Raw genomic sequence first — 24,786 nt, 5'->3', positions numbered from 1 at the left:
CCGGATGGGGGTCGCCAAAAACAGCGGTGTGTCAGTCGATGCAAATATTGACTGAGACACCGCTATCGCGAGCAGGCTCACTCCTACATTTGATTGTTGTCAGGCCTGCTTTTCGCGGAGCTCCTCGATACTGATCTCACGCATCCGAAACTTCTGGATCTTGCCCGTCACCGTCATCGGAAACTCCTCCACAAACTTGAAGTAACGCGGCGTCTTGAAGTGGGCGATGCGCTCCTTGCACCACGCTTGCAGCTCTTGTTCGGAGGCACTGTGGCCGGGATGGAATTTGATCCAGGCGACAATCTCCTCGCCGTAACGCGAGCACGGAATGCCGATCACTTGTACGTCCGCCACCGCCGGGTGGGTGAAGAAAAACTCTTCCAGCTCACGCGGATAAACGTTCTCGCCACCGCGAATGATCATGTCCTTGTTACGCCCGGCGATGTTCACGTAACCCTCATCGTTCATGCTCGCCAGATCGCCGGTGTGCATCCAGCCCGCCTCATCGATGGCTTCCGCCGTGGCTTGCGGGTTGCTCCAGTAACCGAGCATCACACTGTAACCGCGGGTGCACAGCTCACCGATAGTGCCGCGCGGCACCAGGTTGCCCGCCTCGTCGATGATTTTGTTTTCCAGTTGCGGCTGGGTGCGGCCGACGGTGGTGACGCGCAGTTCAAGTTCATCGTTGGGTCCGGTCTGCAGCGACACCGGACTGGTCTCGGTCATGCCGTAGGCAATCTGCACTTCGCTCATGTGCATCTCGCTGATGACCCGGCGCATTACCTCGATCGGGCAAGTGGCGCCGGCCATGATCCCGGTGCGCAGGGTCGACAGGTCGAACTCGGCCCGCTGCGGCTGATCGAGCATGGCGATGAACATGGTCGGCACACCGTACAGGCCGGTGGCTTGTTCTTCGGCGACAGTTTGCAGGGTCAGCAGCGGGTCGAACGCGTCGTTGGGATAAATCATGGTGCTGGCGTGGGTGATGCAGCCGAGGTTGCCCATGACCATGCCGAAGCAGTGATACAGCGGCACGGGGATCACCAGGCGGTCGCTCGGGGTCAGGCCGATGCTTTCGCCGACCATGTAACCGTTGTTGAGGATGTTGTAGTGACTGAGGGTCGCGCCCTTGGGGAAACCGGTGGTGCCGGAGGTGTACTGGATGTTCACCGGTTGATCGAAGTGCAGACTGTCGCTGCGTTCACGCAGTTGTTCGGGCGAAACACTGCTCGCCAGATCGGCCAGTTGCAACCACGGCAGGAAGCCCGACGGTGGCTGTGCGTCGAGGCTGATCACCCCGCGCAAATCCGCCAGACGTTCGCTGCACAAATGGCCGATGGATTGCTCGGCGAGTTCCGGTACCAGCCCTTGCAGCATGGCGTGGTAGTTGGAGGACTTGAAAGCGCCGGCGCACACCAGCCACTGGCAACCGGACTGCTTGAGCACGTATTCCAGTTCGGAGCTGCGGTAGGCCGGGTTGATGTTGACCAGGATCACGCCGATCTTCGCCGTGGCGATTTGCGTGATGCACCACTGCGCGCAGTTCGGCGCCCAGATGCCGAGCCGATCTCCCGCCTGCAAACCCAGCGCCAGCAAGGCTCTGGCGTGCAGGTCGACGCTATCGGCCAGTTGCTGCCAGGTATAACGCAACTGCTGATGCCTTACGACCAGCGCCTCGCCGTACGGGTGTTGCGCGACAGTCTGATCGAACTTCTGCCCGATGGTCATCGCCAGCAAGGCTTTGTCCTGTGAGCCACGGGTGTAGCTGCGCTGCGGGTTTGCACTGGGTTGATCCATGATGACCCCTATTGTCTTTATTAGTGGGTTTACCGGGATTTTGCTCTTGGCGGGAGTCAACTGTGGCGAGGGGATTCATCCCCGATGGTGTGCGAAGCGCACCCTCAGTTTTTCCTGTTGAACCGCATTCACAGGTTTTGGGTCGGCTTCGCCAACCATCGGGGATAAATCCCCTCACCACACAAGCCCGCTCCCACCAAAAGCACTCCGTTTTCAATCCTGAACTGCCCCTACTCTCGCTCAAGTTGACGTTAACGTAAAGGATGATTGACAGCCAACCATCGCAGGCTTACGTTAACGTAAAGGTGAGAGCCATTGACCGCCCTCCCCACCCTACAAAAAAGCCAAAAGGTGACCCATGAGCTACCCATCCCTGAACTTCGCCCTCGGTGAAACCATCGACATGCTGCGCGATCAGGTTCAGTCCTTCGTCGCCGATCAGATCGCCCCACGCGCCGCGCAGATCGACCGCGACAACCTGTTCCCGGCCGACATGTGGCGCAAATTCGGTGACATGGGCCTGCTCGGCATCACCGTGCCGGAAGAGTACGGCGGTGCGGGTCTGGGTTACCTGGCGCACGTGGTGGCGATGGAAGAAATCAGCCGCGGCTCGGCTTCCGTGGCGCTGTCCTACGGCGCGCACTCCAATCTCTGCGTCAACCAGATCAACCGCAACGGTAACCACCAACAGAAATCCAAATACCTGCCGAAGCTGATCAGCGGCGAACACGTCGGCGCACTCGCCATGAGCGAGCCGAACGCCGGCTCCGACGTGGTTTCGATGAAACTGCGCGCCGACAAACGCGGCGACCGCTTCGTGCTCAATGGCAGCAAGACCTGGATCACCAACGGCCCTGACGCCAACACCTACGTGATCTACGCCAAGACCGACCTGGAAAAAGGCCCGCACGGCATCACCGCGTTCATCGTCGAGCGCGACTGGAAAGGCTTCAGCCGCAGCAACAAGTTCGACAAGCTCGGCATGCGCGGTTCCAACACCTGCGAGCTGTTCTTCGATGACGTCGAAGTGCCAGAAGAAAATATCCTCGGCGTGCTCAATGGCGGCGTGAAAGTGCTGATGAGTGGCCTCGATTATGAACGCGTGGTGCTGTCCGGCGGCCCGACCGGGATCATGCAGTCGTGCATGGACCTGATCGTGCCGTACATCCACGATCGCAAGCAGTTCGGCCAGAGCATTGGCGAATTCCAGCTGATCCAGGGCAAAGTCGCCGACATGTACACCCAGCTCAACGCCAGCCGCGCCTACCTGTATGCGGTGGCCCAGGCCTGCGAGCGTGGCGAAACCACGCGCAAGGACGCCGCCGGAGTGATCCTCTACACCGCCGAGCGCGCCACGCAAATGGCCCTCGACGCGATCCAGATTCTCGGCGGTAACGGCTACATCAACGAATTCCCGGCCGGGCGTCTGCTGCGTGATGCCAAGCTTTACGAAATCGGCGCCGGCACCAGTGAGATCCGGCGCATGCTGATCGGCCGCGAACTGTTCAACGAAACCCGCTAAAACGGAGCTGCACATGGCTATCCTGCATACCCAGCTCAACCCCCGTTCAGCGGAGTTCGCCGCCAACAGCGCGGCGATGCTTGAACAGGTCGACGCGCTGCACACCCTGCTCGCCCAAGTGGCGCAGGGTGGCGGCGCGAAAGCCCAGGAACGGCACACCTCGCGCGGTAAATTGCTGCCGCGTGAGCGGATCAATCGTCTGCTCGATCCGGGCTCGCCGTTTCTCGAGATCAGCCAGCTCGCCGCGCACGCGGTGTACGGCGAAGACGTGCCAGCCGCCGGGGTGATTGCCGGGATCGGCCGTGTCGAAGGCGTCGAGTGCATGATCGTCGCCAACGACGCGACAGTGAAAGGTGGCTCGTACTACCCGCTGACCGTGAAAAAACACCTGCGCGCGCAGACCATCGCCCAGCAGAACCGCCTGCCGTGCATCTATCTGGTGGACTCGGGCGGCGCCAACCTGCCGCGTCAGGACGAAGTGTTCCCGGATCGCGAACACTTTGGTCGGATCTTCTTCAACCAGGCCAACATGAGCGCCATGGGCATTCCGCAGATCGCCGTGGTCATGGGTTCGTGCACCGCGGGCGGCGCCTATGTGCCGGCGATGGCTGACGAAGCAATCATGGTGCGCAATCAGGCAACGATTTTCCTCGCCGGCCCACCGCTGGTGAAAGCCGCGACCGGTGAAGTGGTCAGCGCCGAGGACTTGGGCGGTGCGGATGTGCACTGCAAGATTTCCGGCGTGGCCGACCATTACGCCGAGAGCGACGAGCACGCCCTCGCCCTCGCCCGCCGCAGCGTCGCCAACCTCAACTGGCGCAAGCTCGGCGAAGTGCAGCAGCGCACGCCGATTGCGCCGCTGTACGCCAGCGACGAGTTATATGGCGTGGTTTCGGCCGACGCCAAACAGCCATTCGACGTGCGCGAAGTGATTGCGCGGCTGGTCGACGGTTCGGTGTTCGATGAATTCAAGGCGCTGTTCGGCACCACGCTGGTCTGCGGTTTTGCGCACCTGCATGGCTACCCGATCGCGATTCTCGCCAACAACGGCATCCTCTTCGCCGAAGCCGCGCAAAAAGGCGCGCACTTCATCGAACTGGCCTGCCAGCGCGGCATTCCGCTGCTGTTCCTGCAGAACATCACCGGCTTCATGGTCGGCCAGAAATATGAGGCCGGCGGCATCGCCAAACACGGCGCCAAACTGGTGACCGCTGTGGCCTGCGCCAAAGTGCCGAAATTCACCGTGATCATCGGCGGCAGCTTCGGCGCCGGTAACTACGGCATGTGCGGCCGCGCTTACGATCCGCGCTTCCTGTGGATGTGGCCGAATGCGCGCATCGGCGTGATGGGTGCCGAGCAGGCGGCGGGCGTGCTGGTGCAGGTCAAGCGCGAGCAGGCCGAACGCAGCGGCCAAGCCTTCAGCGCCGAGCAGGAAGCCGAGATCAAACAACCGATCCTCGACCAGTACGAAGAGCAGGGTCATCCCTACTACTCCAGCGCACGCCTATGGGACGACGGCGTCATCGACCCGGCGCAGACCCGCGATGTGCTGGCCCTGGCCTTGTCCGCGTCGTTGAACGCGCCTATCGAACCGAGCCGCTTCGGCGTGTTCCGGATGTGATGCTTTTTTGTGGGAGCGGGCTTGCTCGCGAAAGCGGTGTATCAGTCGACGTATCCGCAACTGACAGACCGTCTTCGCGAGCAAGCCCGCTCCCACAGAAACCGTGGAGACGGAAGAATATGAGCGACTTCAACACCCTCGAACTGCAGAGCGACCCAAGGGGTTTCGCCACCCTGTGGCTCAATCGTGCGGAAAAGAACAACGCGTTCAACGCCGAAATGATCCGCGAACTGATTCTGGCATTGGACAAGGTTGCCAGCGACGCCAGCCTGCGTTTCCTGTTGGTGCGCGGGCGTGGCAAGCATTTCAGCGCCGGCGCCGATCTGGCGTGGATGCAGCAGTCGGCCGAACTCGATTACCACACCAACCTCGACGATGCCCGCGAATTGGCGGAGCTGATGTACAACCTCGCCAAGCTAAAAATCCCGACCGTCGCCGTGGTACAAGGCGCGGCGTTCGGCGGCGCGCTGGGGCTGATCAGTTGCTGCGACATGGCAATCGGTGCCGATGATGCGCAGTTCTGTCTGTCGGAAGTGCGCATCGGCCTGGCGCCGGCGGTGATCAGTCCGTTCGTGGTGCAGGCCATCGGCGAACGTGCCGCGCGTCGTTATGCGCTGACTGCCGAGCGCTTCGGTGGGCAGCGTGCGCGGGAAATCGGTTTGTTGTCCGAGAGCTACCCGGCCGCCGAGCTTGATCAAGCCGTCGAGCAATGGATCGACAACCTGCTGCTCAACAGTCCCGCCGCGATGCGCGCCAGCAAGGATCTGCTGCGCGAAGTCGGCAACGGCGCGCTGACCCCGGCCCTGCGCCGTTACACCGAAAACGCCATCGCGCGCATCCGCGTCAGCCCCGAAGGCCAGGAAGGCCTGCGCGCCTTTCTGCAAAAACGTGCGCCGAGCTGGCAAGCCGCAACCACCACCAAGGAGCCGCGTTGATGAGCGCACCTGTTCTCACCACCCTGCTGGTGGCCAACCGTGGCGAAATCGCTTGCCGGGTCATGCGTACCGCCAAGGCGCTGGGCCTGACCACCGTCGCCGTGCACAGCGCCACCGACCGCGAAGCGCGGCACAGCCGCGAAGCGGATATCCGCGTTGATCTGGGTGGCAGCAAAGCCGCCGACAGTTATCTGCAAATCGACAAGCTGATCGCAGCGGCCAAGGCCAGCGGCGCGCAGGCGATTCACCCGGGTTACGGCTTTCTGTCGGAGAATGCTGGCTTCGCCCGTGCCATTGAACAGGCCGGACTGATTTTCCTCGGCCCGCCCGCCTCGGCCATCGACGCGATGGGCAGCAAATCCGCAGCCAAGGCGTTGATGGAAACCGCTGGCGTGCCACTGGTGCCGGGCTATCACGGCGAGGCGCAGGATCTCGAAACCTTCCGCGATGCCTGCGCACGCATCGGCTATCCGGTGCTGCTCAAGGCCACGGCCGGTGGCGGCGGCAAAGGTATGAAAGTGGTTGAGGACGTCAGCCAACTGGCCGAAGCGCTGGCCTCGGCGCAGCGTGAGGCGCAGTCGTCGTTCGGCGATTCGCGGATGCTGGTGGAGAAATACCTGCTCAAACCGCGCCATGTGGAAATCCAGGTATTCGCCGACCAGCACGGCAATTGCCTGTACCTCAACGAACGTGATTGCTCGATTCAGCGCCGGCACCAGAAAGTCGTCGAAGAAGCCCCGGCCCCAGGCCTGACCCCGGAACTGCGCCGCGCCATGGGCGAAGCGGCCGTGCGTTCGGCGCAGGCGATCGGCTACGTCGGTGCCGGCACCGTGGAGTTTCTGCTGGATGCGCGCGGCGAATTCTTCTTCATGGAGATGAACACGCGCCTGCAGGTCGAACACCCGGTGACCGAGGCGATTACCGGCCTCGATCTGGTGGCGTGGCAGATCCGTGTGGCGCGCGGTGAAGCGTTGCCGATCACCCAGGATCAGGTGCCGCTCAATGGCCATGCGATTGAAGTACGGCTGTATGCCGAAGACCCGTCGAATGATTTCCTGCCCGCCACCGGACGCCTGGAGCTTTACCGTGAATCGGCCACCGGGCCGGGGCGTCGGGTCGATAGCGGGGTTGCAGAAGGCGATGAAATTTCGCCGTTCTACGACCCGATGCTCGGCAAGCTGATCGCCTGGGGCGAAGATCGCGAGCAGGCGCGCCTGCGGCTGTTGAGCATGCTCGATGAGTTCGCGATTGGCGGCTTGAAGACCAACATCAACTTTTTGCGGCGGATCATTGCGCATCCGGCGTTTGCCGCCGCGGAGCTGGATACCGGGTTTATTCCGCGTTATCAGGAAACGCTGCTGCCCGCTCTGGGTGAGCTGAGCGATGAGTTCTGGCAGGCCGCAGCGCAGGCGTTCGCGCAGAGTTTGCCGGGCGTTGTTCGGGCGGATGACCTGGGTTCGCCGTGGGCGTTGAACAGCGGGTTGCGCGCAGGGTTGCCGGCGGAAGTCACCTTGCACTTGAGCTGCGAAGGTCAGGATCGGGCGTTGACCTTGGGCAGCACCGACAACGCCAAACTGTCGGATGAAGCATTGGTCGTCAAGCACGATGGCGTACGTCGCACCTTGCGCGCCATTCGTCAGGGCGATTCGCTGTACCTGCAATGGGAAGGCGAGTTGCGGCGTATTCAGATGTTCGACCCAATCAGCGCCGTTGACGCCAGCCACAGCCATCAGGGCGGTCTGACTGCACCCATGAACGGTAGCATCGTGCGGGTGTTGGTGGAGGCCGGGCAATCGGTCGAAGCCGGTGCGCAACTGGTGGTGCTGGAGGCGATGAAGATGGAGCACAGCATCCGCGCGCCCCATGCGGGAGTGATCAAAGCGCTGTATTGCCAGGAAGGCGAAATGGTCGGCGAAGGCAGCGCTTTGGTGGAACTGGAAGCCGAGTAAATGGGAGATCGATCCTACGCCGAGCGAGGATCGATCTGACTAGAAACGCGCCGTGGCCTGAACCACCACGCCGATGATTCGACACTCATCAGTGAACAGGGCTTTGGGCCAGGTCGGATTGAGCGGTACCAGATAACGCTGGCCGCCCTCTTCGTCGAGCTTGCGAAAGATCGCTTCATCGCAGCCCTGCCACTGGGCGATCACCAGTTTGCCGGGCAGCGCTTCCACCTCCGGGTCCACCAGGATCAGCATGCCTTCGGCGATGCTCTGACCTGAAGGTGCGGTCATCGAATTTCCCGTCACGGTCAGCCAGAACGCTGCGCCACGGGCGTGATAATCCGTCAGTTCGAAGCGCTGCTTGTCATGTGACGGGGCGTAAGCGGCGGTTGCACTCTCACGCGATTCGCACGGCGTGTGCCAATCGCTGACCGGATAGCGGAAATACGGGTTGTACTTCTGCGCCAGGGGCATCTCGTCATCGTTGGTCTCCTGCGGCTCGCGAATCACCAGCACCACTTCCAGGAAGTCCATGCCCAGCGCCTGCAATACGCGGTTCATTTCCGTAATGCCCGGTTCGCGACGTTTGTTCAGCCAATGGCCGATCCCGCCCTGGGACATGCCGACGCGCTCTCCGAGCTCTGTTTGAGTGATTTTGAGTTCACTCATTTTGGCCTTGACCAACTCAATCCATTTATCCATGTGCGGCACCTTACTTGCCCCGCCTTCGGCCGGCAAAACACATATTGTAGTATTTAAATTCTGGTCACAACTACGCATCGTACTATGCTGGAAGCACGGACTTTCAATCGAACAAGGAGTGACCCTTCACCATGAATATCAGCAGCAAAGACTTGCCCGATCTGCAAATGGACACCACGTTCACCTCCCCTCAAGGCAACGCGGCAGCGCAGCGAGCACTGGACTATTACTTGAAACCAGCTGTGTCAGAACCCGAGGTGGAGGAACGTTTTTTCGATGTGAAACGCCATCTCAGCGGCGAAGAAGCCCTCGTGCACGCGTCGGATCTGTTGCGCTGCGCAGCCGCCACCGCCTTCAAGGCAGCAGAAAACCTGCAGGGCGCGAGTCGTGACCTGGCATTTTCGGTGGTGCATATGGTGGATATGGCGCGAGCGATGGTCGACCATTCAATTGATGGCGAGCAGCTCTGACAGACACGGAAAGCGGACGGACAGGAAAGAATTTTCCAATCGCGCAGATAAAAACATTTGACTTGCAAATGATAATGATTATTATTGCAAGCAGCTGGTCGCGAGATCAGTCGATGGACCAGAGACCTCAGGTCGGTCTTCTGGACTATCTCCTCATCAGGCTAATCACGGTTTTTGACCCGGCTTTTTGCCGGGTCTTTTTTTGCCCGTTTTTCGGGCTTATGGCTTCAGGCTAATGAAGTCTTTGGGTGCTGCAAATTCGATGGCGCGGATAATATCAAAAGAATATCGCTTGGCAAGCAAAGCCCGGCCCGATTGGGGCAAACTAATGACAATTAGCACTTGAGAATCAATCGCACACTCTCTAAGCTGCTTGCGCGTCATGGAAGACGCCCCCCACGCAACCCGCAATTTCCCTCGGTTTCAGCCCTGTCTTGCGTGTAAAGTAGCCGCCATAAAAATCATATTCAGGAACCGATTATGACCGTGGCCAAATCTTCGTTCGACATCAGCGCCAACTTCGACAGCGGCAACATTCAAGTCATCGACATCTCCAATCCGCTCAACCCGGTTCTGGCCATTCGCCCGGATACCCGGAGCGCTCACTTTCAGTGGTTCCACTTCAAGGCCAGCGGCCTGCATGTTCATCAGGAACACTGGTTTCGCCTGGTCAACGCCAGTCAATCCTCTTACAACAAGGCCTGGACTGGCTATCAGGCTGTTGCGTCCTACGACCATGTGAATTGGTTTCGTATTCCTACCAGTTTCGAAGGCGACAGCCTGCGCTTCTGCCTCGAAGCCGAGCAGACCCACGCCTGGTTCGCCTACTTCGAACCCTACAGCCGAGGTCGTCACGACTGGCTGATCGAGCAAGCGCTGACCAAGGCCGGCACCGAACTGCTGGCCACCGGCAAAAGCGTCGAGGGTCGTGACATTCAGCTGCTGCGCAAGGGCAGCGGCGCCGAAGGCCAGCGCAAAATCTGGATCATCGCGCAACAGCACCCAGGCGAACACATGGCCGAATGGTTCATGGAAGGCGTGATCGAACGCCTGGAGCGCCACGACGACCCGGTGCTGAACAAGCTGCTCGCCAGCGCCGATCTGTATCTGGTGCCGAACATGAACCCGGACGGCGCCTTCCACGGGCATTTACGTACCAACGCCATGGGCCAGGACCTGAACCGCGCCTGGCAGAGCGCCAGTCAGGACATCAGCCCAGAGGTACTTTTCGTACAACAGCAGATGGAAAAGTACGGCGTCGATCTATTCCTCGACGTACACGGTGATGAAGAAATTCCCCACGTGTTCACCGCCGGTTGCGAAGGCAACCCGGGTTACACGCCGCGCATCGAGAAGCTCGAAGAGCATTTCCGCACGCACCTCAAGCACACCACGAAAGACTTCCAGACCAAATATGGCTACACCCGCGACGAACCGGGTCAGGCCAACATGACCCTGGCCTGCAACGCTGTAGGGCAGAAATATGACTGCCTGTCGCTGACCCTGGAAATGCCGTTCAAGGATCATGACGACCATCCGAACAAAGAAACGGGCTGGTCGGGCAAGCGCTCGAAACAGTTGGGCAAGGACGTGCTGACCACCATCGCAGACATGGTCGACACTCTGCGCTGATCCCTCCCCCGCTCTACCCAAAGATCGCAGCTGTGTCTGCGATCTTTTTTTTGCGCAATCAAACGCCATGACCAACAAGGTTGCAAATTAAAACCAGAGTGCCTACCTTGATTATGGTTTTAATTTGAAACCCAAAAAGGAATCAGGGCATGCAACCTCAACCTCTCAAAAGCAGCGTGGTGCTGCTGTTTGCCGTCGCCTGCGGACTGGCGGTGGGCAACGTGTATTACGCGCAGCCGCTGCTGGACGCCATGGCCGATGCCTTCGCCATGTCACCGGCAACCATCGGCATCGTCATTACCCTGACGCAGATCGGCTACGGCATTGGCCTGGTATTGCTGGTGCCACTCGGCGACCTGCTCAACCGACGGCGACTGATCGTCACCCAGACCCTGCTCTCGGCCGCCGCGCTGTTGATGATCGCGCTGGCACCCAGCAGCGTATGGTTGCTGCTCGGCATGACCCTGACCGGTTTGCTCGCGGTGGTGACGCAAGTGCTGGTGGCCTACGCCGCGACCCTAGCGATCCCGGCGCAACGCGGCCGGGTGGTCGGCGTCGTCACCAGCGGCATCGTCGTCGGCATTCTGCTCGCCCGCACCATTGCCGGGGTCATGGCTGATCTGGCCGGTTGGCGGGCGATCTATCTGCTGTCGGCGGGGCTGACGCTGCTGATGGCGCTGCTGCTGTTGCGCGCATTGCCCAAGGATGAAGCCGCACAGCCGGCGAGCGGTTACGGCGCGCTGATCGCTTCGGTGTTCAGTCTGTTCCGGCAAGAGGCGGTGCTGCGCCAACGGGCAATCCTCGCGTTGCTGACCTTCGCCAGCGCCATGGTGCTGTGGACGCCGATGGTGCTGCCGCTGGCTGCCCCGCCACTGTCGCTGTCGCACAGTGAAATCGGCCTGTTCGGGCTGGCCGGCGCCGCCGGTGCACTCGCCGCCGCGCGCGCCGGGCATCTGGCAGATCGCGGCCTGGGCCAATGGGTCAGTGGCCTGTCGCTGCTGCTGATGCTCGCCTCGTGGCTGCCGATCGCCCTCACCCAGTCCTCGCTGTGGGCGCTGTTGCTCGGCGTGATCACCCTCGATCTGGGCTTGCAGGCCGTGCACGTCACCAGCCAGAGCATGATCTACAGCGTGCGCCCTGAAGCGCAAAGCCGCCTCACCGCCGGCTACATGCTGTTCTATTCGATCGGCAGTGCATTGGGTTCGATTACCTCGACGGCGATGTACGCCTGGGCCGGCTGGACCGGCGTGTGTCTGCTTGGCGCCGCTATCAATGCAGTGGCGCTGGGTTATTGGTGGCTGACCGTGAAAAGTGGCGCACCGCAGCGGTGCGCCACACAAGCGGGTTAATCGCGATCGCGACCGCGCAACATGCTGTCGAGCACCTCGTCGCGGCGCACCCAACCATGGAACAGCGCCGCTGCCAGGTGCAACAGCACAGTCAGGAACAACAGGTACGCCAGATAGCCATGCGCCTTGCGCAGCAGGGCAAACACTTGCGCATCGGCCGGCAGGATCGACGGCAACTGCAAGGTATTGCTGAGCATCACCGGCTCCCCCGAGGCACTGATCATCGCCCAACCGAGCAGCGGCAGCACCAGCATCAACGCGTACAACAACACATGCGAAGCCTTGGCCGCCATCACCTGCCAGCCCGGCAGATCCGCCGGCAGCGGCGGCTGTCGAGTGGAAAACCGCACCAACAGACGCACGACCACCAGCAGCAGAATCGCAATCCCCAGCGGTTTGTGCAGATGAATCAGCCATTCATGCCGCTGTGAAACCGAAGTGACCATGCCGGCGCCAATGAACAACATGGCGATGATCATCAGCGCCATCAGCCAGTGCAGCAGCCGCGCCAACAGCGCGAAATGAGTCGGTTGCGTGCTCATGGGCGAGCCTCCTGTCTGGCGGCGGGCAATTGGCTGACTTCACTGGTTCGCCGCAGATAAGAATCGGCGTAACCGGCGGAACGCGCGGCGAGCAGCGGGTCGTCGGAACCTTCGATACCGGCCGGCAACACCAGCGGATCGTAGTTGATGTCGCGGCATTCGCCGCTGAGCTGCGGCTGGGTCTTCTCCAGCACCAGCGTGCCGGCGTTGATCACCTTGCGGCCCTCGGGCCAGGTTTTACTGGCATCGTTCACCGGATCACCGGGGTTGGCCAGGGTGATATTCAGCTGCCAGCGCAACGGCCCTTCGGCCAGACGCTGCACCAGATCCTTCTCGAGAAAATCCGCCCCCTCCGGCGCCAAGGCTCCGGCGGCATCGCGCGCCAGTGGCGTGACACTCCAGCGCACCGCCTGCTTCTGCCCACTGGCGTTGACCAGATAGAACGCATTGACGCTGTTGTAGGTTTCAGTGGCATAGCTGGCCGACGGTTTGGCGGTCTTCACCCACGTCAGAAACGGCACGGCTTCCGGGTGCGCGGCGAAGAACGCCGGCACTTTCGACGGATCCGGTTTACCTGTGGCCGGATCCGGCGATTGTGCCTGCTGCAACTGATAGAACGCCTCGGGAGTGCCGACCGGGAACACCGGCATGCTGTTCATCCCGGTGCGCCATTGCTGCCCGTTGGCCTGGGTGAAACGCAGCGCCAGACTGCGGATCGGCACGCTGCTGTCCGGGGCATAGGGATTCCCCGCCGGCAATGCGAAGCGTCCGACCACCGGGGTCTGCGCCTCGTTGAACACCTGCGCGGAAGAGAACGCTCGCGCCTCGCCACTGCTCTCGAAATGCCCGATCACGCACACGCCCTTGGCGTGGTTGCGGCGGAACCCGGGATGCACGCCGTTGTTTTTCTCCAGCACATCGACCAGCGCCTTGGGCGTCAGACGTTGTGGGTCAAGGTTACCGTGCACGTAGGCAAACGCCCCGGCCACTGCGGCAACCACCACGGCAATCGCCGTCAGGCGCAACACAGTGCTCGCGGCACTCAAGGGCGGGCGCGACGGCCTGCCCGGCGGTGAAGTGCGATCAACCATGAATAACTCCAGGGCCATCGGCCACAAGTAGGAAGAATCAGCAAGACGCGCCCCAGCGGGATTTATTCCATGGCCCGGTATTTATTTTTCCGAACGTGGAATAACCTCGAACGGCAGACGTCTCCCTAGTCCACAGCGTAGTGACTAGCAGAAATTCATGAGCGAATTCGACGAACAGTTGAGAGAAATCATTCCCAGATTGCGCCGCTTTGCCGTGTCATTGACCCGCAACAGCAGCAGCGCCGACGATCTGGTGCAGGCCAGCCTCGAGCGGGCCCTGTCCGGCTGGAGCGCGAAACGCGCCGAGGGTGATGTGCGCGCGTGGCTGTTCGCGATCCTCTATCGGCAGTTTCTCGACGCCCACCGACGCTCCCGTCGTTATGCGCGGATGCTCGAATTCTTCACCGGGCGCGACGACGCCGAACCCTCGGTCGAGCGCACCGTGATCGCCCAATCGACTCTGCAAGCCTTCGATCGCCTGCCCACCGAGCAACGCGCACTGTTGCTGATGGTCTCGGTCGAAGGCCTGAGCTACAAGGAAGTCGCGGACATCCTCGACGTCCCCACAGGCACGGTGATGTCGCGCCTGTCCCGCGCCCGCCAGGCCTTGCGCCAACTCAGCGACGGCGAAATCAGCAGCCCTTCTTTGCGGATACTCAAATGATCAGCATGCCCCCCAGCGAGCGCGACCTGCACGCGTACGTCGATCACCAACTCAACGAGGCCGACCGGCGTCTGGTCGACACCTGGCTGACCACTCACCCGGAAGCCGCCGCGCAGGTGCGCGCCTGGCAGCACGACGCCCAGTTGTTGCGCGCAGCCCTGGGGGGTGCCTTGCAGCAACCGGCCAATCCGGAACTCGATCCGACGCTGATTCGCCAGCGCCTCAAGCGTCAGTCGCGTCGTCACCTGGCCGGCGCGGCGGTGTTGCTGATCGCGGTCGGCATCGGCGGTTTCAGTGGCTGGCAGGCGCGGGAAATGACCCTCGTGCGCTCTTCCACGCTACCCATGACCGATGCCTTGCAAGCCTATCGATTGATTGCCCAGCAAGGAATTCTGCCGGCGGACTACAAGGTTGCCAGTGACGGCGACATGCAGCATTGGCTCGACCGCTATTTCACCCAGGCCAGTCGCTTGCCGGATCTGAAATCCGCCGGTTTCGAACCGGTCAGTGGCCGCCTGCTCAGCACCGATGAAGGCCCGGCGGCGATGGTGGTGTATGAGGATCGCAGCGGCCACAAGGTCAGTTTCTATGTGCGGCCACCGGGGCCGAAGAACACCTTCCTGCCTCGCGGTAGCCGCAGCGACGGCGATCTGCAGGCCGATTACTGGTCCGGTGGCGGGTACAACTATGCGATGGTCAGCCCGACGGATTCGCCGGCGGTGCAGCAATTGAGGCAGTCACTGCCATTGTGAAACTGCGCAATTCCCCCTTGTGGGAGCGGGCTTGCTCGCGAAAGCGGTAGATCAGTCACCATCATTGCTGAATGACACACCGCATTCGCGAGCAAGCCCGCTCCCACAGGGGTCATCGTATGAGTCAGAACCCTACATCGAGCACCACATTGTCCAGGTACGTCCCCGCCGGCGGTGTGGTCTGATCGGTGTAGATCTTCGCGTTGTAGTTGAAGATCTGACTTCCGGTGCCCAGCCCATTCCCCGGATTCACCTCGGCATCGGTGCTCGACCGGCGCGCACTGCCGACACTGCCCCAACGAGTAGTCCCGGCGCTTTTGAAGATGTCGTAGGCCAGATAATTACTTCCGGAAATCATCCGCCGCCGACCGCCGACACTGACCGGGTTCTGTCCGTCGCTCAAACCGACCGTGTAGGCACTGCCCTTGGTACAGGCCAGATTGATGGTCTGCCCGGTCACCGGGGTAAAGGCGCTGATCACCGGTGCACTGCCAAAGGCAATGTTCGGCGCAGTAATCGTGCAGTCGTTGGACACAGTCAGGTTCACCGTCAACGTCGCGGTACCGCTATTGATGTCGCGCCCCAGACAAACACTGCCGATACCGATCCCGGAGCAGTAATTCCAGTTCCAGAAAATGCTCAGGGTTTCCGTATAAACCCCGGCGGCGACGTTACTGCCAATGGTCGTGCCCAGATACAGCGGCACGGTTTTCGGGGTGGTGCCGTTGAGCAATCCCAAGGCATCGATAATGCCGTTACGGGCGAAGTCGAAGGCGCTGCCACGGGTGACCGGGTAGCTGGTGCTGTTGTTGGCGTAGATCGTGTAGCCGATGACGTCGCCGGTCGGCCCGAGCAAACCACTCTGGGTCGAGGTGATGGTGGCGTAGAAATGGTCGTTGCTGGTCAGCAATGACAACAGCGAACCGGTACAACTCAACCCGGCATTGAGCGTGGAACTGGGCTGCGTCGTGGTGCGCACGGCAATCGAACTGATCGAACCGAACGCCGCCGGCGTGGTGCTGACCACCGAACACAAGGCCTGCGCCATCCCCGGCAGCAGCAACGCCAGACACAGGCAAATCCGCGCCGCGTTCATTGGCACACCAACGGGCCGATCAGCGGCACCTGGCTTTGCTGCATGTCCACGGCGAATTGCGCCTTGCAGGTCTTGCCGTCGGCCAGCGTCACCTGCAACGAGTTCTGCGCCTGGAGGTTTTCCAGATAGACCAAGCCGTCCCAACCGACCACCGTGCGCGCGCCACTCTGCTCGTGCAGCACGCCCGCGCCCAATGGCAATTCACGCTGCTGCGCATCCACCAGCACAATACTCGCAGCGATCACCCGGGTCAGTGGAAACTCCAGCAAATAACCGCTGCCACGGCGTACGGCGATGCGCTGTTCGACGTTGGGGCTGCGCACGTTGGCCGGCAGATTCAGCGGATCGATTTCGTATTTGCCGCGGTAGTACGCGCTGCTCCACGGCACCAGCAAGTGGCCGTTTTTATCGGTTTGACCGACCTGCTGGTTTTCGTAGCGCACCGGAATGTCGGCGAAACCTTCGGTGCTGACCACCACAAACGCGTCGTCGATGCGATTGGCGGCGAACACCTGGCGGTCCATCCATACCAGCGAGCCACTGGCATCGGCCCAACGGGTCTCGGCCTCGGACGTGCCGTAGACCCCGGCCTGCAACTGCACAGATTGCAGACGCCAGGTCACGTCGGCCTGACGATAATCGGGACCATCACCCTTGGCGTAACCCAGATTGAAACCCACCCCGCCCTCGGTCGGTACCGAGCGGCTGTAATTGACCCGCTGCTGACTCTGCCCGGTCTTGCTGCGCTCGCTACTGATCGCCAGGCTACCGCGCAGATCGAACGGGATCACCAGTTGCGCTTGCACCGCCCAGTGGCTGTTGCCGATCTCGCGGTTGGCCGACAGATAGAAGCTGCTGTTGCGCCACAGCGGTTTGCTCCAGCTCAGGTTGAGCAGACGCGTGCGCGAATCGTCCGCCGCGCGCACATCGAAATAACCGGCACCGAGGCTGCCCCAGCGCTCTAGGTTGACGCTCAGGGTCGCCTGCTCGCTGCGCCGGCTGAGGCTGATATAAGGGCTGTCGATCACGCTGAGGTCGGCGTACTGATCGCGGCGTTGCAGGCGCTGCCAGGAAAAACTGTAGCGCTGGCTGCTGTACTGATAACCGAGACTCAACTGCTCGCCGCCGTCGCCGTCGAATCGGCTCTGACTGATGGCGCTGTTGAGTACGCCGAAATTGCCCAGACGCCAATTGCCGCCGATCCCGCCGAGGGTCAGCGAGTCAGCCGCTTCGGCGCGGCTTTCCAGGGTGAAGCTGTCGCTGACACCGTAGCGCAGGCTGCCGGAGGTCACGCCAGGGCCATAGCTGAAGTCCTTCAAACCGTAATCGCGGCGCAACGTCCCGGCCGCCATCGAGAAATCACTCAGGCCTTTTTGCAGCAGACTGCTGGTGACATAGAACGGCACCGTGGTCGACACCTGCCTCCCCAGCGCATCGGTGGTCACCACCACGGCCTCACCGGCGCCGTTGATGAAGGGAATGTTGGTCAGGGTATACGGACCCGGTTGCAGGTCGGTGCTGCTCGACTTGTAGCCGTTGATGAACAGATCCACCGACGACGGCACCGCGGTTTCACCGGCGAACTGCGGCAACGGATAGGTGACCAGATCCGGACGCACGGCAAAGTCTCGCGAGAACTGCACACCGCCCAGACGCACCGAGTTGCTCCACGGCAAGGCGCCACTGATCACGTCCCCGCCCTCGTAAGTGAGCATTCGCTCGTCGTCGGAGTAACGCCAGGTGGTGTCGTAGCGCAGGTAGCCGTTGTCCAGTGTGCTGACCGAATCGCCGGACAAGGTGCGCCGGTACTGCCCGGTGTTGGACAACGTGCCCCAGCTATCGAACAGCCGCACCTCGTTCCACGCCGCCAGATAAGTGCCGGCATCGTCGGTGTCGTTGAGGTACAGGTCATAGTTGAACAACGCGCCGAAACTGCTCAGCGCCGGGGTACGCGGATAGTTCTCGCGATTACCGATGAACTGATCCGGCAGCCACTGCGGTGGCACCACCAGCAGCAGGCGCTGGCCGACACTGTCGTATTCGCTGTGCAGTCCAGGCAGACCGTCGAGATCAACTTCAGCACCAGGATTGCCCGGCAGTTTCATCCCGGTTTCAGCCAATACGCTGGCCGGCAAAAACAGATGCCCGTCACGTTGCTGCACCGCCACCACCCGCCCGGTGTTCATCTGATTGACCACCAACTCCAGAAACAACTGTGCATCACTCACGGCCTCCATGCCGCTGGGCGGTGGCGGCAGTTCGCCGGCCTCGGATGGTTGCACGAACATCAGGCACCACGCGCCAGTCATGAGCCACAACGGACGCTGAATACGACGAGCCCATCCCGGGCTCATACACGCTTTACGTCCGTCAATGGACTCGATCCTCCTGATGCCACTCTTGCCAAAGCCAGTTATCTTTCTCTGGAATTTTGACGATACGATGCATTCATTGTGGCGAGGGAGCTTGCTCCCGCTCGGCGGCACAGCCGTCGTCAGAACTGTTTAAGCGAACTGCCTGACATGGCTTGGGGCTGCATCGCAACCCAGCGGGAGCAAGCTCCCTCGCCACAAAAGTCCACTCGGCATGGCTCCCTTTTCAGCGTCCCGGCGCAATGCTCTGCACCTGCGCCCCGCCATTGACTCGCACTTGCAACGCCGACTCACTTGCCAACGCCCTAGGTGCCGGCCAGCGCATCACCGCGCCCGGCAGCACATAACCCAGCAACCCCTCGGCTAATGGCTTGCTCTGTCCACCCTGTTTGATCACCACGTCGGTCAGCCGCGCATGCACCGCGCCCTGATTGCGCACTTCGATATACGGTCGACCGTCCACCGCCACCGTGCGCCAGCTCAGTTGCGGCACACCGATACCCTTGGGATCACGCGGGCGGGTGCTGTCTTCCTTGCTCCACAGCCCCGCGCCGTAGGCAAACAAGGGCACCGAATAGCGCATCTGAAAGCGGATCGCGGCTGCGGTTTTGCCGCCCTCGGCAGCCGGCGGCTGGGCAGAAGGGATTTCGTCGATGATGATCCGGTAGGCCAGTTCCTGCCCCGGCGGCACATCCTTGGTTCGGGTCAGGCGCACCAGTTGTTTTTGCCCCGGCTCGATCTTCGCCACTGGCGGGCTGCCGATCACGTCGCGCTGGTTCTGGTACTGCTCTGCAAAGCCGCTCTGGCTCCAGCCGAACACGCGGATCTGCAGGTTGGCGGTTTCCGTGCCACGGTTTTCCAGCCATAGCGCACTGGCCTGTTGATCGGCCTCCAGCACCGGATCGATCGGCCAGATCAGCACCGAACTGGCGGCCTGCGCATGGCCGGCCCCGAGCATGACCAGCGCCAGCAACGCGCCCTGCAACAACGAATGCCCAGACGTAACTGCCCCCATGAATCTGCTCCTTGTCGGCCATTCAAATGTCGCTTTACCACGACAGCTGCACCTGCAACACGTCGCTGTACGTGCCCCCGGGCTGATTGCCCGGCAATTGCACCTGACCGTAAATCGGCAGGCTGATGTTGTTCGCATCGCTATAGGCCACCGCCACGCTCTGGCCGATGCCCAGGCTCTGGCTGTAAGCCGCATCGCGAAACAGCGCATACGCCACCCGCGCACTGCCGCTGTTGATCTGCATGTGGCGACCGCTGCTGTTGTACTGGCCGCCATCGACCGTCATGTTCAGTGCCACCCCCGGCGTGCATTGCAACTGCACGCCGCCGGTCAATGCCACTTGCACCGTGCCGGTCGCGAGGGCCGAACTCGAACCGAAATTCAGTCCGCCGTAATTCGACACCCCGCCGACTACCAGACACCCCGGCGTGATGGTCGCGCTGACCTGAAAGCTCTGGCTGGTCGCCGCCCCCAGCGGCAGCGGCACACTGCCCGCACAGAGCAGGAGCAGCGCGGCACAGCCTTGGCGGCGCATGGCATCAGAACGTCAGTTCAACAGCGACGGTGTCGGTGTACGTCCCCGCCGGCAGTCCGGCCTTGCCCACCGCCTGACCGTAGATATTCACCGTCTGCGCCACGCCAGTGCTGGTCGCCAGGTTGATCGTGCCGTCGATCGGCAGCAGTTGCGAATGCCCGGCATCGGTGTAGAAGTCGTACGGCACGTAGTTGGCGACACCGTCGTACAGCGCGCGAGCGCCGCCCGGCGACTGCCCATCGTGAGCACCGGCACGCACCTTGACCACCGGGGTCGTGCCGCTGGAGCAGAGAATCGACAGCGCCCCGCCGCCACCGCCCAGAACCTGCCCGCTCGCGGTGGTGAACAGGCTGTTGGCGGTGCCGAAGTTCAGCGCACCAAAGTTCAGCCCGGTGGAACCGCCGGCACCGTTGACCTGACAGCTGCTGATCAGGGTCAGGCTGGCGGTGATCTGGCCGGTGACCGTGGTGGCGGCGTGGGCACTGGAAACCAGCGTCAGGCCGAGCAACGACAAACCTATCCTTGATGCAAACTTGCGCATGGTGTCCGTCCTCTACGGGGTTACCAGTCGAGCGTCACCGTCAGCGTGTCGGTGTAGACACCTGCCGGAACCGCGCGGGTATTCGCCACCACCGTGCCAAACACCGGAATCGGTATCTGCGCACCGCTGGTGACAGCGAAATTGTGTTGTTGACCAATGCTGTAGCGCTGGCTACCGGAGGCATCCAGAAAGAGTTGATAAGGCAGGGTCTGGCGCCCGTTGCTCAGGCGGCGGGTGGTGCCGTCGCCGTGGCTGCCGCCGTCGATGGTGACGGTGAAACCGGTGACCGAGGGATTGCAGGCGACGTTCAGCTTGCCGCTGCTGTCGCCGTCGAGACTGGCCTTGATCGGCGCGTTCCAGGTCGGCCCCTGCTGACCGAAATCGAGGGTGCCCAGATTGCTCACCGGGATCGCCGGGGTGGCGCTGTTGGTGACTTCGCACCCGGCGATCAGGATCAGCCGCGCATTGATCTGCCCACTGATCGCCGCCTGTGCGTCGTCAGCGAGCAACAGCAACGTACCCGTGGCGATAACCATCCAGTGCTTGCCTGTCATAGCGTCCGTCCTACTCCTTCAGGATGCCTGCGTACCTTGCGTTCAGCATTGAACGCCCCTTCCCTGCGCAATCCGCCTCCAGCGGATTGCCTGAAATCCTGCACTCACCAGGTCACGGTGACTTTCACCAGATCCGAATAGCGGCTGACCTGCGGCACCTGCGCCAGACGCTCGATCCGCGCATACAGCGGCAGCTCCACCGTGCCGGTGTCCGGCACCCGGCCGCTGACCGGCACGTTCACCACCAGCGGCACCCGGCGCGCCGCGTCCTGATACAGCCGGTAAGGAATCGGCTGGCTCCCCGCCGCCCCCGCCATGTAGCGAACCTCGCCAACGCCACCATGCAGGCCACCGTCGACCCGCAGTTGATACGGCGTGTCAGGGTTGCATTCCAGACGTGGCAACCGTTGGTTGGTCAGCGCCGCACCCAGTGGCCCGGCCGGGTCGTCGAGACGCGCAATACTGCCGAAATCCAGCACGCCCAATTGTTCGATACCCGCCTCGCGCTGCTGGCCGATCAACTGGCAGCCACGCTGCACGTCAACGCGGACTTCGACCTGAAGATCCGCCGCATGCACCGAGGCCCCAAGCACCCCGAGCAGGCCCATCACCACACGTACAATCACTGTCCCATTCCTTGTGAGGGAACATCCTGGATGACGTTACTGTGTTTCAGGGTAGCAACGGACGACGAATCCGCCAGTCGATTGGATCCATGGATCTGCCGGGATATGTTTCGAAAGTTTGGCAACACGGCGAATTACATCGCTGAAAATAGCTGTACGTCCCGCACAAATTTGTTCAGTGATCGCCCACAGTCGACAAGCCGTGATGGAAGCCGGGCGCCGCCTCTGGTTACACTACGGCGCCGCGCTCCCGGGCGTCGGCCTGATGACTACGGAGTGACTGCACTGTGCCCTCTCGATCGCCCAAACGATCGCCACTGACCCTACGCTGGTCGGCGCTGCGCCGCTGGTTCGCCAAGGGCCGGCCCGCGAATGCCGGGCATGACGCGAATGCCCAGTCGATCCGCGAATATTTCCGGCACAAGGCTCACGGTCAGGGCTACACCCTCAGCCACAGCCAGCAGCGGGTGATCGACTGCATGGCGCAGCAGGCCAGCCTGTTATTCGGCGCCAAGCCGCAAACGCCGCCGAGCCTGTACCTGCATGGCGCGGTCGGACGCGGCAAGAGCTGGCTGCTCGACGGTTTCTTCCAGGCACTGCCGACCGCGCAGAAACAGCGCGTGCATTTCCATGAATTCTTCGCCCGGCTGCATCAGGGCATGTTCCACCATCGCGAACAGGACGACGCTCTCGGCGTCACCCTCGACGAGCTGTTAGATGATTGCCGGGTACTGTGTTTCGACGAATTTCATGTGCATGACATCGGCGATGCGATGCTCATCACTCGGCTGTTCAAGGCCTTGTTTCAGCGCGGAATTCTGCTGCTGGTGACCTCCAACTATCCGCCGGAAGGCTTGCTGCCCAACCCGCTCTATCACGCGCGCTTCAAACCGGTGATCGAATTGATCAACGCCCGAATGCAAGTGATGGAGGTCGGCGGCCCGCACGATTACCGCAGCCAGGCGAGCAACCATGCGCATCAGGTTTTCACGCAGGGCCACTATGTGTGGCCAGCCACCGCAACCCAGCGCCAGGCGCTGAACCTGCCGCCCGAAGGTGCCCCGGCCATTGCGTTGCCGGTGGGCAGCCGACACGTTCAGGCGCGCCTGTGCGATGGCAGCCGGGTCGCTTTCGCCTTCAGCGACGTGTGCGAGCAACCGACAGCGGTGATGGATTATCTGGAGCTGTGTCGGCGTTTCGACCAGTGGATCATCGACGACCTGCCGGAACTCGGTGAGTGCTCGATCGCCGCACAACAGCGCTTCATCAACCTGATCGACGTGCTCTACGACCAGGACAAGCACCTGACCCTGCTCAGCCGCTTGCCACTGCGCGAGGCCCTTGGCGGGAATGCCATCGATCTGGCGCGCACCCGCAGTCGCCTGGGGCAGTTGCAGGAAACCCACTGATCCACTCAAGTCCCTTGTGGGAGCGAGCCTGCTCGCGAAAGCGTCCTGTCAGCCAATATTTCGCCAACTGACACTCCGCCTTCGCGAGCAGGCTCGCTCCCACAGGAATTAAAGGGGCCTCCAGTTCAGATCAATGCAAATCCCGGCTTTGCCGTTATCATGTCGCCCATTCCGAGCGCCCGGCGCTTCTTTCCTTTGATAGTGAACATCCCCATGCACACCCTTGCTCAATTGCGCGCCGGCGAGTTGTCGGGCATTACCCGGCTGGATCTGTCTTGCGGCCTGACCGAGTTCCCCCGGGAGATTTTCGAGCTGGCCGATACGCTGGAGGTGCTCAACCTCAGCGGCAACGCCTTGAGCAGCTTGCCCGACGACCTGCACCGCCTGACCAGGATGCGCATTCTGTTTTGCTCGGACAACCGCTTCACCGAGGTGCCGGAATGCGTCGGAAAATGCGCGGCGCTGACGATGATCGGCTTCAAGGCCAACCGCATCAGCCACGTGCCGGGCCCAGCATTGCCGCCGCTGCTGCGCTGGTTGATCCTGACCGACAACTGCATCGAAAGCCTGCCCACCGAACTGGGTGAGCGCCCGTATCTGCAAAAACTGTTGCTGGCCGGCAATCGCCTGCAAGCGCTGCCCGCCTCAATGAGCCAGTGCCATCGCCTGGAGCTGATCCGCATCGCCGCCAACCAGATGCGTGAACTGCCGCAGTGGCTGCTGACCCTGCCGAGCCTGACCTGGCTGGCGTATGCCGGCAATCCGCTGGAAACCGAAGCCGATGCCGCCGCGCTGGAAGCCACGCCGCTGATCGACTGGTCGGCGCTGCGTCTGGAACAGCGCCTGGGCGAAGGCGCCTCGGGGGTGATTTCCCGGGCGCAGTGGCAGCGCGCCGACGGCTCGCAGGTGCCGGTCGCGGTGAAGCTCTATAAAGGTGAAATGACCAGCGACGGTTCGCCGCTGCACGAGATGAACGCCTGCATCACCGCCGGCCTGCACCCGAACCTGATCCGCGTGGAAGGCCGTATTCACGGGCATCCTGATGGCCAACAGGGGCTGGTGATGCAACTGATCGACCCAAGCTTTCGCAACCTGGCGGCATTGCCGAGCCTGGCGAGCTGCTCGCGGGATGTGTATGCCGAGGACTGCCGCTTCAGTGCCGAAGTGGCGCTGAACATTGCCAAGGGCATCGCTTCGGCGGCCGAGCACTTGCATCAACAGGGCATCACCCACGGCGACCTCTACGGCCACAACATTCTGTTGAACGATCAGGGCGATTGCTTGCTCGGGGATTTCGGCGCGGCGTCGTTCCATGCCACCACCGACAACCTGGAAACCCGGGCACTGCAACGCATCGAAGTGCGGGCGTTCGGGGTTCTGCTCGGGGAATTGCTGGCGCGCGTCGACTCGGGGTTGAGCGATGAACAACGCGAGGTGCTGGAGGCGCTGGAACAGCGTTGCTGTCAGCCGGACGTGCTGGCGCGGCCGGGGTTCAGCGAAGTGATCGAGGTCCTGGAAACGCTTTAACTGACGCAAATCCTGTGGCGAGGGAGCTTGCTCCCGCTGGACGGCAAAGCCGTCCCAAAAACAACGACTGCCGCGCAGCCGAGCGGGA

23 protein-coding genes and 1 pseudogene are annotated in these 24,786 nt (G+C 62.0%); 12 read left to right on the top strand and 12 right to left on the bottom strand.

The features are described from left to right. Nucleotides 1-99: 99 nt before the first annotated feature. Entirely contained in the window at nucleotides 100-1,797 is a 1,698-nt protein-coding gene (locus LVD08_RS15655; protein WP_247268592.1) for an AMP-binding protein, read from the bottom strand. Nucleotides 1,798-2,155: 358 nt separating this feature from the next. Between LVD08_RS15655 and LVD08_RS15650 the strand changes: the two genes are divergently transcribed. The 4 genes from LVD08_RS15650 (at nucleotide 2,156) to LVD08_RS15635 (ending at nucleotide 7,824) form a co-directional block, all read left to right on the top strand. Further along, nucleotides 2,156-3,319 (top strand): isovaleryl-CoA dehydrogenase, encoded by a 1,164-nt coding sequence (locus LVD08_RS15650; RefSeq protein WP_027614622.1) that lies wholly within the window; start codon nucleotides 2,156-2,158, stop codon nucleotides 3,317-3,319. 13 nt (nucleotides 3,320-3,332) lie between these two features. Further along, the gene (locus LVD08_RS15645; protein ID WP_145596602.1) at nucleotides 3,333-4,940 is read left to right on the top strand and encodes a carboxyl transferase domain-containing protein; all 1,608 of its coding nucleotides are present in this window, start codon (nucleotides 3,333-3,335) and stop codon (nucleotides 4,938-4,940) included. Between the two features lie 119 nt (nucleotides 4,941-5,059). After that, entirely contained in the window at nucleotides 5,060-5,875 is an 816-nt protein-coding gene (locus tag LVD08_RS15640) for a gamma-carboxygeranoyl-CoA hydratase (RefSeq protein WP_247268591.1), read from the top strand. Next, nucleotides 5,875-7,824, top strand: a complete 1,950-nt coding sequence (locus LVD08_RS15635; RefSeq protein ID WP_247268590.1) for an acetyl/propionyl/methylcrotonyl-CoA carboxylase subunit alpha — start codon at nucleotides 5,875-5,877, stop codon at nucleotides 7,822-7,824. The genes LVD08_RS15640 and LVD08_RS15635 overlap by 1 nt, the downstream gene beginning before the upstream one ends. 39 nt (nucleotides 7,825-7,863) lie before the next feature. On the opposite strand, the gene LVD08_RS15630 is transcribed toward LVD08_RS15635, so the two are convergent. After that, entirely contained in the window at nucleotides 7,864-8,523 is a 660-nt protein-coding gene (locus tag LVD08_RS15630; RefSeq protein WP_123587550.1) for a LexA family protein, read from the bottom strand. A gap of 131 nt (nucleotides 8,524-8,654) precedes the next feature. On the opposite strand from LVD08_RS15630, the gene LVD08_RS15625 reads away from it, so the two are divergent. Next, nucleotides 8,655-8,993 (top strand): DUF6124 family protein, encoded by a 339-nt coding sequence (locus tag LVD08_RS15625; protein WP_025108948.1) that lies wholly within the window; start codon nucleotides 8,655-8,657, stop codon nucleotides 8,991-8,993. Between the two features lie 219 nt (nucleotides 8,994-9,212). Here the strand turns inward: LVD08_RS15625 and LVD08_RS15620 are convergent, their stop codons facing one another. Next, the gene (locus tag LVD08_RS15620; protein WP_158556651.1) at nucleotides 9,213-9,377 is read right to left on the bottom strand and encodes a hypothetical protein; all 165 of its coding nucleotides are present in this window, start codon (nucleotides 9,375-9,377) and stop codon (nucleotides 9,213-9,215) included. A gap of 96 nt (nucleotides 9,378-9,473) precedes the next feature. On the opposite strand from LVD08_RS15620, the gene LVD08_RS15615 reads away from it, so the two are divergent. Continuing rightward, nucleotides 9,474-10,625, top strand: a complete 1,152-nt coding sequence (locus tag LVD08_RS15615; RefSeq protein ID WP_247268589.1) for a M14 family metallopeptidase — start codon at nucleotides 9,474-9,476, stop codon at nucleotides 10,623-10,625. A gap of 149 nt (nucleotides 10,626-10,774) precedes the next feature. Beyond that, complete coding sequence (locus LVD08_RS15610) at nucleotides 10,775-11,974, top strand: MFS transporter (RefSeq protein ID WP_247268588.1); 1,200 nt, start codon at nucleotides 10,775-10,777, stop codon at nucleotides 11,972-11,974. Here the strand turns inward: LVD08_RS15610 and LVD08_RS15605 are convergent. Next, nucleotides 11,971-12,516: a cytochrome b gene (locus LVD08_RS15605; RefSeq protein WP_027614614.1), complete on the bottom strand. Its 546-nt coding sequence runs from the start codon at nucleotides 12,514-12,516 to the stop codon at nucleotides 11,971-11,973. The two genes, LVD08_RS15610 and LVD08_RS15605, sit on opposite strands and share 4 nt — an antisense overlap. Further along, nucleotides 12,513-13,607 carry a catalase family peroxidase gene (locus LVD08_RS15600; protein ID WP_247268587.1) on the bottom strand — a complete coding sequence of 365 codons (1,095 nt, stop codon included), beginning with the start codon at nucleotides 13,605-13,607 and terminating at the stop codon, nucleotides 12,513-12,515. Before LVD08_RS15600 ends, LVD08_RS15605 begins: the two co-directional genes overlap by 4 nt. A 157-nt stretch (nucleotides 13,608-13,764) precedes the next feature. On the opposite strand from LVD08_RS15600, the gene LVD08_RS15595 reads away from it, so the two are divergent. From LVD08_RS15595 to LVD08_RS15585, 3 genes and pseudogenes are all read left to right on the top strand, one after another. Beyond that, on the top strand, nucleotides 13,765-14,271 hold the full coding sequence (locus tag LVD08_RS15595) for an RNA polymerase sigma factor (protein ID WP_247268586.1): 507 nt from the start codon (nucleotides 13,765-13,767) through the stop codon (nucleotides 14,269-14,271). Beyond that, nucleotides 14,268-15,023 carry an anti-sigma factor family protein gene (locus tag LVD08_RS15590; protein WP_247268585.1) on the top strand — a complete coding sequence of 252 codons (756 nt, stop codon included), beginning with the start codon at nucleotides 14,268-14,270 and terminating at the stop codon, nucleotides 15,021-15,023. Before LVD08_RS15595 ends, LVD08_RS15590 begins: the two co-directional genes overlap by 4 nt. Nucleotides 15,024-15,042: 19 nt before the next feature. After that, nucleotides 15,043-15,138, top strand: a pseudogene (locus tag LVD08_RS15585) (metal ABC transporter ATP-binding protein); the annotation flags it as partial. 9 nt (nucleotides 15,139-15,147) lie between these two features. Here LVD08_RS15585 and LVD08_RS15580 read toward each other — a convergent pair. The 7 genes from LVD08_RS15580 to LVD08_RS15550 form a co-directional block, all read right to left on the bottom strand. After that, nucleotides 15,148-16,119 (bottom strand): Csu type fimbrial protein, encoded by a 972-nt coding sequence (locus LVD08_RS15580; RefSeq protein ID WP_096795677.1) that lies wholly within the window; start codon nucleotides 16,117-16,119, stop codon nucleotides 15,148-15,150. Beyond that, a complete protein-coding gene (locus tag LVD08_RS15575; RefSeq protein WP_247268584.1) occupies nucleotides 16,116-18,473 on the bottom strand; it encodes a fimbria/pilus outer membrane usher protein in 2,358 nt (785 codons plus the stop codon). Before LVD08_RS15575 ends, LVD08_RS15580 begins: the two co-directional genes overlap by 4 nt. A 244-nt stretch (nucleotides 18,474-18,717) precedes the next feature. Further along, nucleotides 18,718-19,506, bottom strand: a complete 789-nt coding sequence (locus LVD08_RS15570; protein ID WP_247268583.1) for a fimbrial biogenesis chaperone — start codon at nucleotides 19,504-19,506, stop codon at nucleotides 18,718-18,720. A gap of 34 nt (nucleotides 19,507-19,540) precedes the next feature. After that, a complete protein-coding gene (locus tag LVD08_RS15565) occupies nucleotides 19,541-20,041 on the bottom strand; it encodes a Csu type fimbrial protein (RefSeq protein WP_095138831.1) in 501 nt (166 codons plus the stop codon). Between the two features lie 4 nt (nucleotides 20,042-20,045). Further along, nucleotides 20,046-20,582 (bottom strand): Csu type fimbrial protein, encoded by a 537-nt coding sequence (locus tag LVD08_RS15560; RefSeq protein ID WP_027614606.1) that lies wholly within the window; start codon nucleotides 20,580-20,582, stop codon nucleotides 20,046-20,048. A 20-nt stretch (nucleotides 20,583-20,602) separates the two neighbouring features. After that, on the bottom strand, nucleotides 20,603-21,136 hold the full coding sequence (locus LVD08_RS15555) for a Csu type fimbrial protein (protein ID WP_096795681.1): 534 nt from the start codon (nucleotides 21,134-21,136) through the stop codon (nucleotides 20,603-20,605). A 104-nt stretch (nucleotides 21,137-21,240) separates the two neighbouring features. Continuing rightward, nucleotides 21,241-21,762: a Csu type fimbrial protein gene (locus LVD08_RS15550; RefSeq protein ID WP_097088184.1), complete on the bottom strand. Its 522-nt coding sequence runs from the start codon at nucleotides 21,760-21,762 to the stop codon at nucleotides 21,241-21,243. Nucleotides 21,763-22,049: 287 nt separating this feature from the next. On the opposite strand from LVD08_RS15550, the gene zapE reads away from it, so the two are divergent. Beyond that, nucleotides 22,050-23,171: a cell division protein ZapE gene (gene zapE, locus LVD08_RS15545; protein WP_247268582.1), complete on the top strand. Its 1,122-nt coding sequence runs from the start codon at nucleotides 22,050-22,052 to the stop codon at nucleotides 23,169-23,171. A 213-nt stretch (nucleotides 23,172-23,384) separates the two neighbouring features. Continuing rightward, complete coding sequence (locus LVD08_RS15540; RefSeq protein WP_247268581.1) at nucleotides 23,385-24,698, top strand: protein kinase; 1,314 nt, start codon at nucleotides 23,385-23,387, stop codon at nucleotides 24,696-24,698. Nucleotides 24,699-24,786: the final 88 nt, after the last annotated feature.

This window comes from Pseudomonas sp. YL2 (assembly GCF_023063025.1).
Taxonomy (GTDB): domain Bacteria; phylum Pseudomonadota; class Gammaproteobacteria; order Pseudomonadales; family Pseudomonadaceae; genus Aquipseudomonas; species Aquipseudomonas putida_A.
The sequence above is the reverse complement of the archived record's forward strand: the minus strand, read 5'-3'. Positions and strand labels throughout refer to the sequence as shown.

Excerpts from the sequence above, each read along its gene's own strand:
- LVD08_RS15655 (WP_247268592.1), bottom strand. The coding sequence starts at position 1,797 with ATGGATCAACCCAGTGCAAACCCGCAGCGCAGCTACACCCGTGGCTCA.
- LVD08_RS15650 (WP_027614622.1), top strand. The coding sequence starts at position 2,156 with ATGAGCTACCCATCCCTGAACTTCGCCCTCGGTGAAACCATCGACATG.
- LVD08_RS15645 (WP_145596602.1), top strand. The coding sequence starts at position 3,333 with ATGGCTATCCTGCATACCCAGCTCAACCCCCGTTCAGCGGAGTTCGCC.
- LVD08_RS15640 (WP_247268591.1), top strand. The coding sequence starts at position 5,060 with ATGAGCGACTTCAACACCCTCGAACTGCAGAGCGACCCAAGGGGTTTC.
- LVD08_RS15635 (WP_247268590.1), top strand. The coding sequence starts at position 5,875 with ATGAGCGCACCTGTTCTCACCACCCTGCTGGTGGCCAACCGTGGCGAA.
- LVD08_RS15630 (WP_123587550.1), bottom strand. The coding sequence starts at position 8,523 with ATGGATAAATGGATTGAGTTGGTCAAGGCCAAAATGAGTGAACTCAAA.
- LVD08_RS15625 (WP_025108948.1), top strand. The coding sequence starts at position 8,655 with ATGAATATCAGCAGCAAAGACTTGCCCGATCTGCAAATGGACACCACG.
- LVD08_RS15620 (WP_158556651.1), bottom strand. The coding sequence starts at position 9,377 with ATGACGCGCAAGCAGCTTAGAGAGTGTGCGATTGATTCTCAAGTGCTA.
- LVD08_RS15615 (WP_247268589.1), top strand. The coding sequence starts at position 9,474 with ATGACCGTGGCCAAATCTTCGTTCGACATCAGCGCCAACTTCGACAGC.
- LVD08_RS15610 (WP_247268588.1), top strand. The coding sequence starts at position 10,775 with ATGCAACCTCAACCTCTCAAAAGCAGCGTGGTGCTGCTGTTTGCCGTC.
- LVD08_RS15605 (WP_027614614.1), bottom strand. The coding sequence starts at position 12,516 with ATGAGCACGCAACCGACTCATTTCGCGCTGTTGGCGCGGCTGCTGCAC.
- LVD08_RS15600 (WP_247268587.1), bottom strand. The coding sequence starts at position 13,607 with ATGGTTGATCGCACTTCACCGCCGGGCAGGCCGTCGCGCCCGCCCTTG.
- LVD08_RS15595 (WP_247268586.1), top strand. The coding sequence starts at position 13,765 with ATGAGCGAATTCGACGAACAGTTGAGAGAAATCATTCCCAGATTGCGC.
- LVD08_RS15590 (WP_247268585.1), top strand. The coding sequence starts at position 14,268 with ATGATCAGCATGCCCCCCAGCGAGCGCGACCTGCACGCGTACGTCGAT.
- LVD08_RS15580 (WP_096795677.1), bottom strand. The coding sequence starts at position 16,119 with ATGAACGCGGCGCGGATTTGCCTGTGTCTGGCGTTGCTGCTGCCGGGG.
- LVD08_RS15575 (WP_247268584.1), bottom strand. The coding sequence starts at position 18,473 with ATGAGCCCGGGATGGGCTCGTCGTATTCAGCGTCCGTTGTGGCTCATG.
- LVD08_RS15570 (WP_247268583.1), bottom strand. The coding sequence starts at position 19,506 with ATGGGGGCAGTTACGTCTGGGCATTCGTTGTTGCAGGGCGCGTTGCTG.
- LVD08_RS15565 (WP_095138831.1), bottom strand. The coding sequence starts at position 20,041 with ATGCGCCGCCAAGGCTGTGCCGCGCTGCTCCTGCTCTGTGCGGGCAGT.
- LVD08_RS15560 (WP_027614606.1), bottom strand. The coding sequence starts at position 20,582 with ATGCGCAAGTTTGCATCAAGGATAGGTTTGTCGTTGCTCGGCCTGACG.
- LVD08_RS15555 (WP_096795681.1), bottom strand. The coding sequence starts at position 21,136 with ATGACAGGCAAGCACTGGATGGTTATCGCCACGGGTACGTTGCTGTTG.
- LVD08_RS15540 (WP_247268581.1), top strand. The coding sequence starts at position 23,385 with ATGCACACCCTTGCTCAATTGCGCGCCGGCGAGTTGTCGGGCATTACC.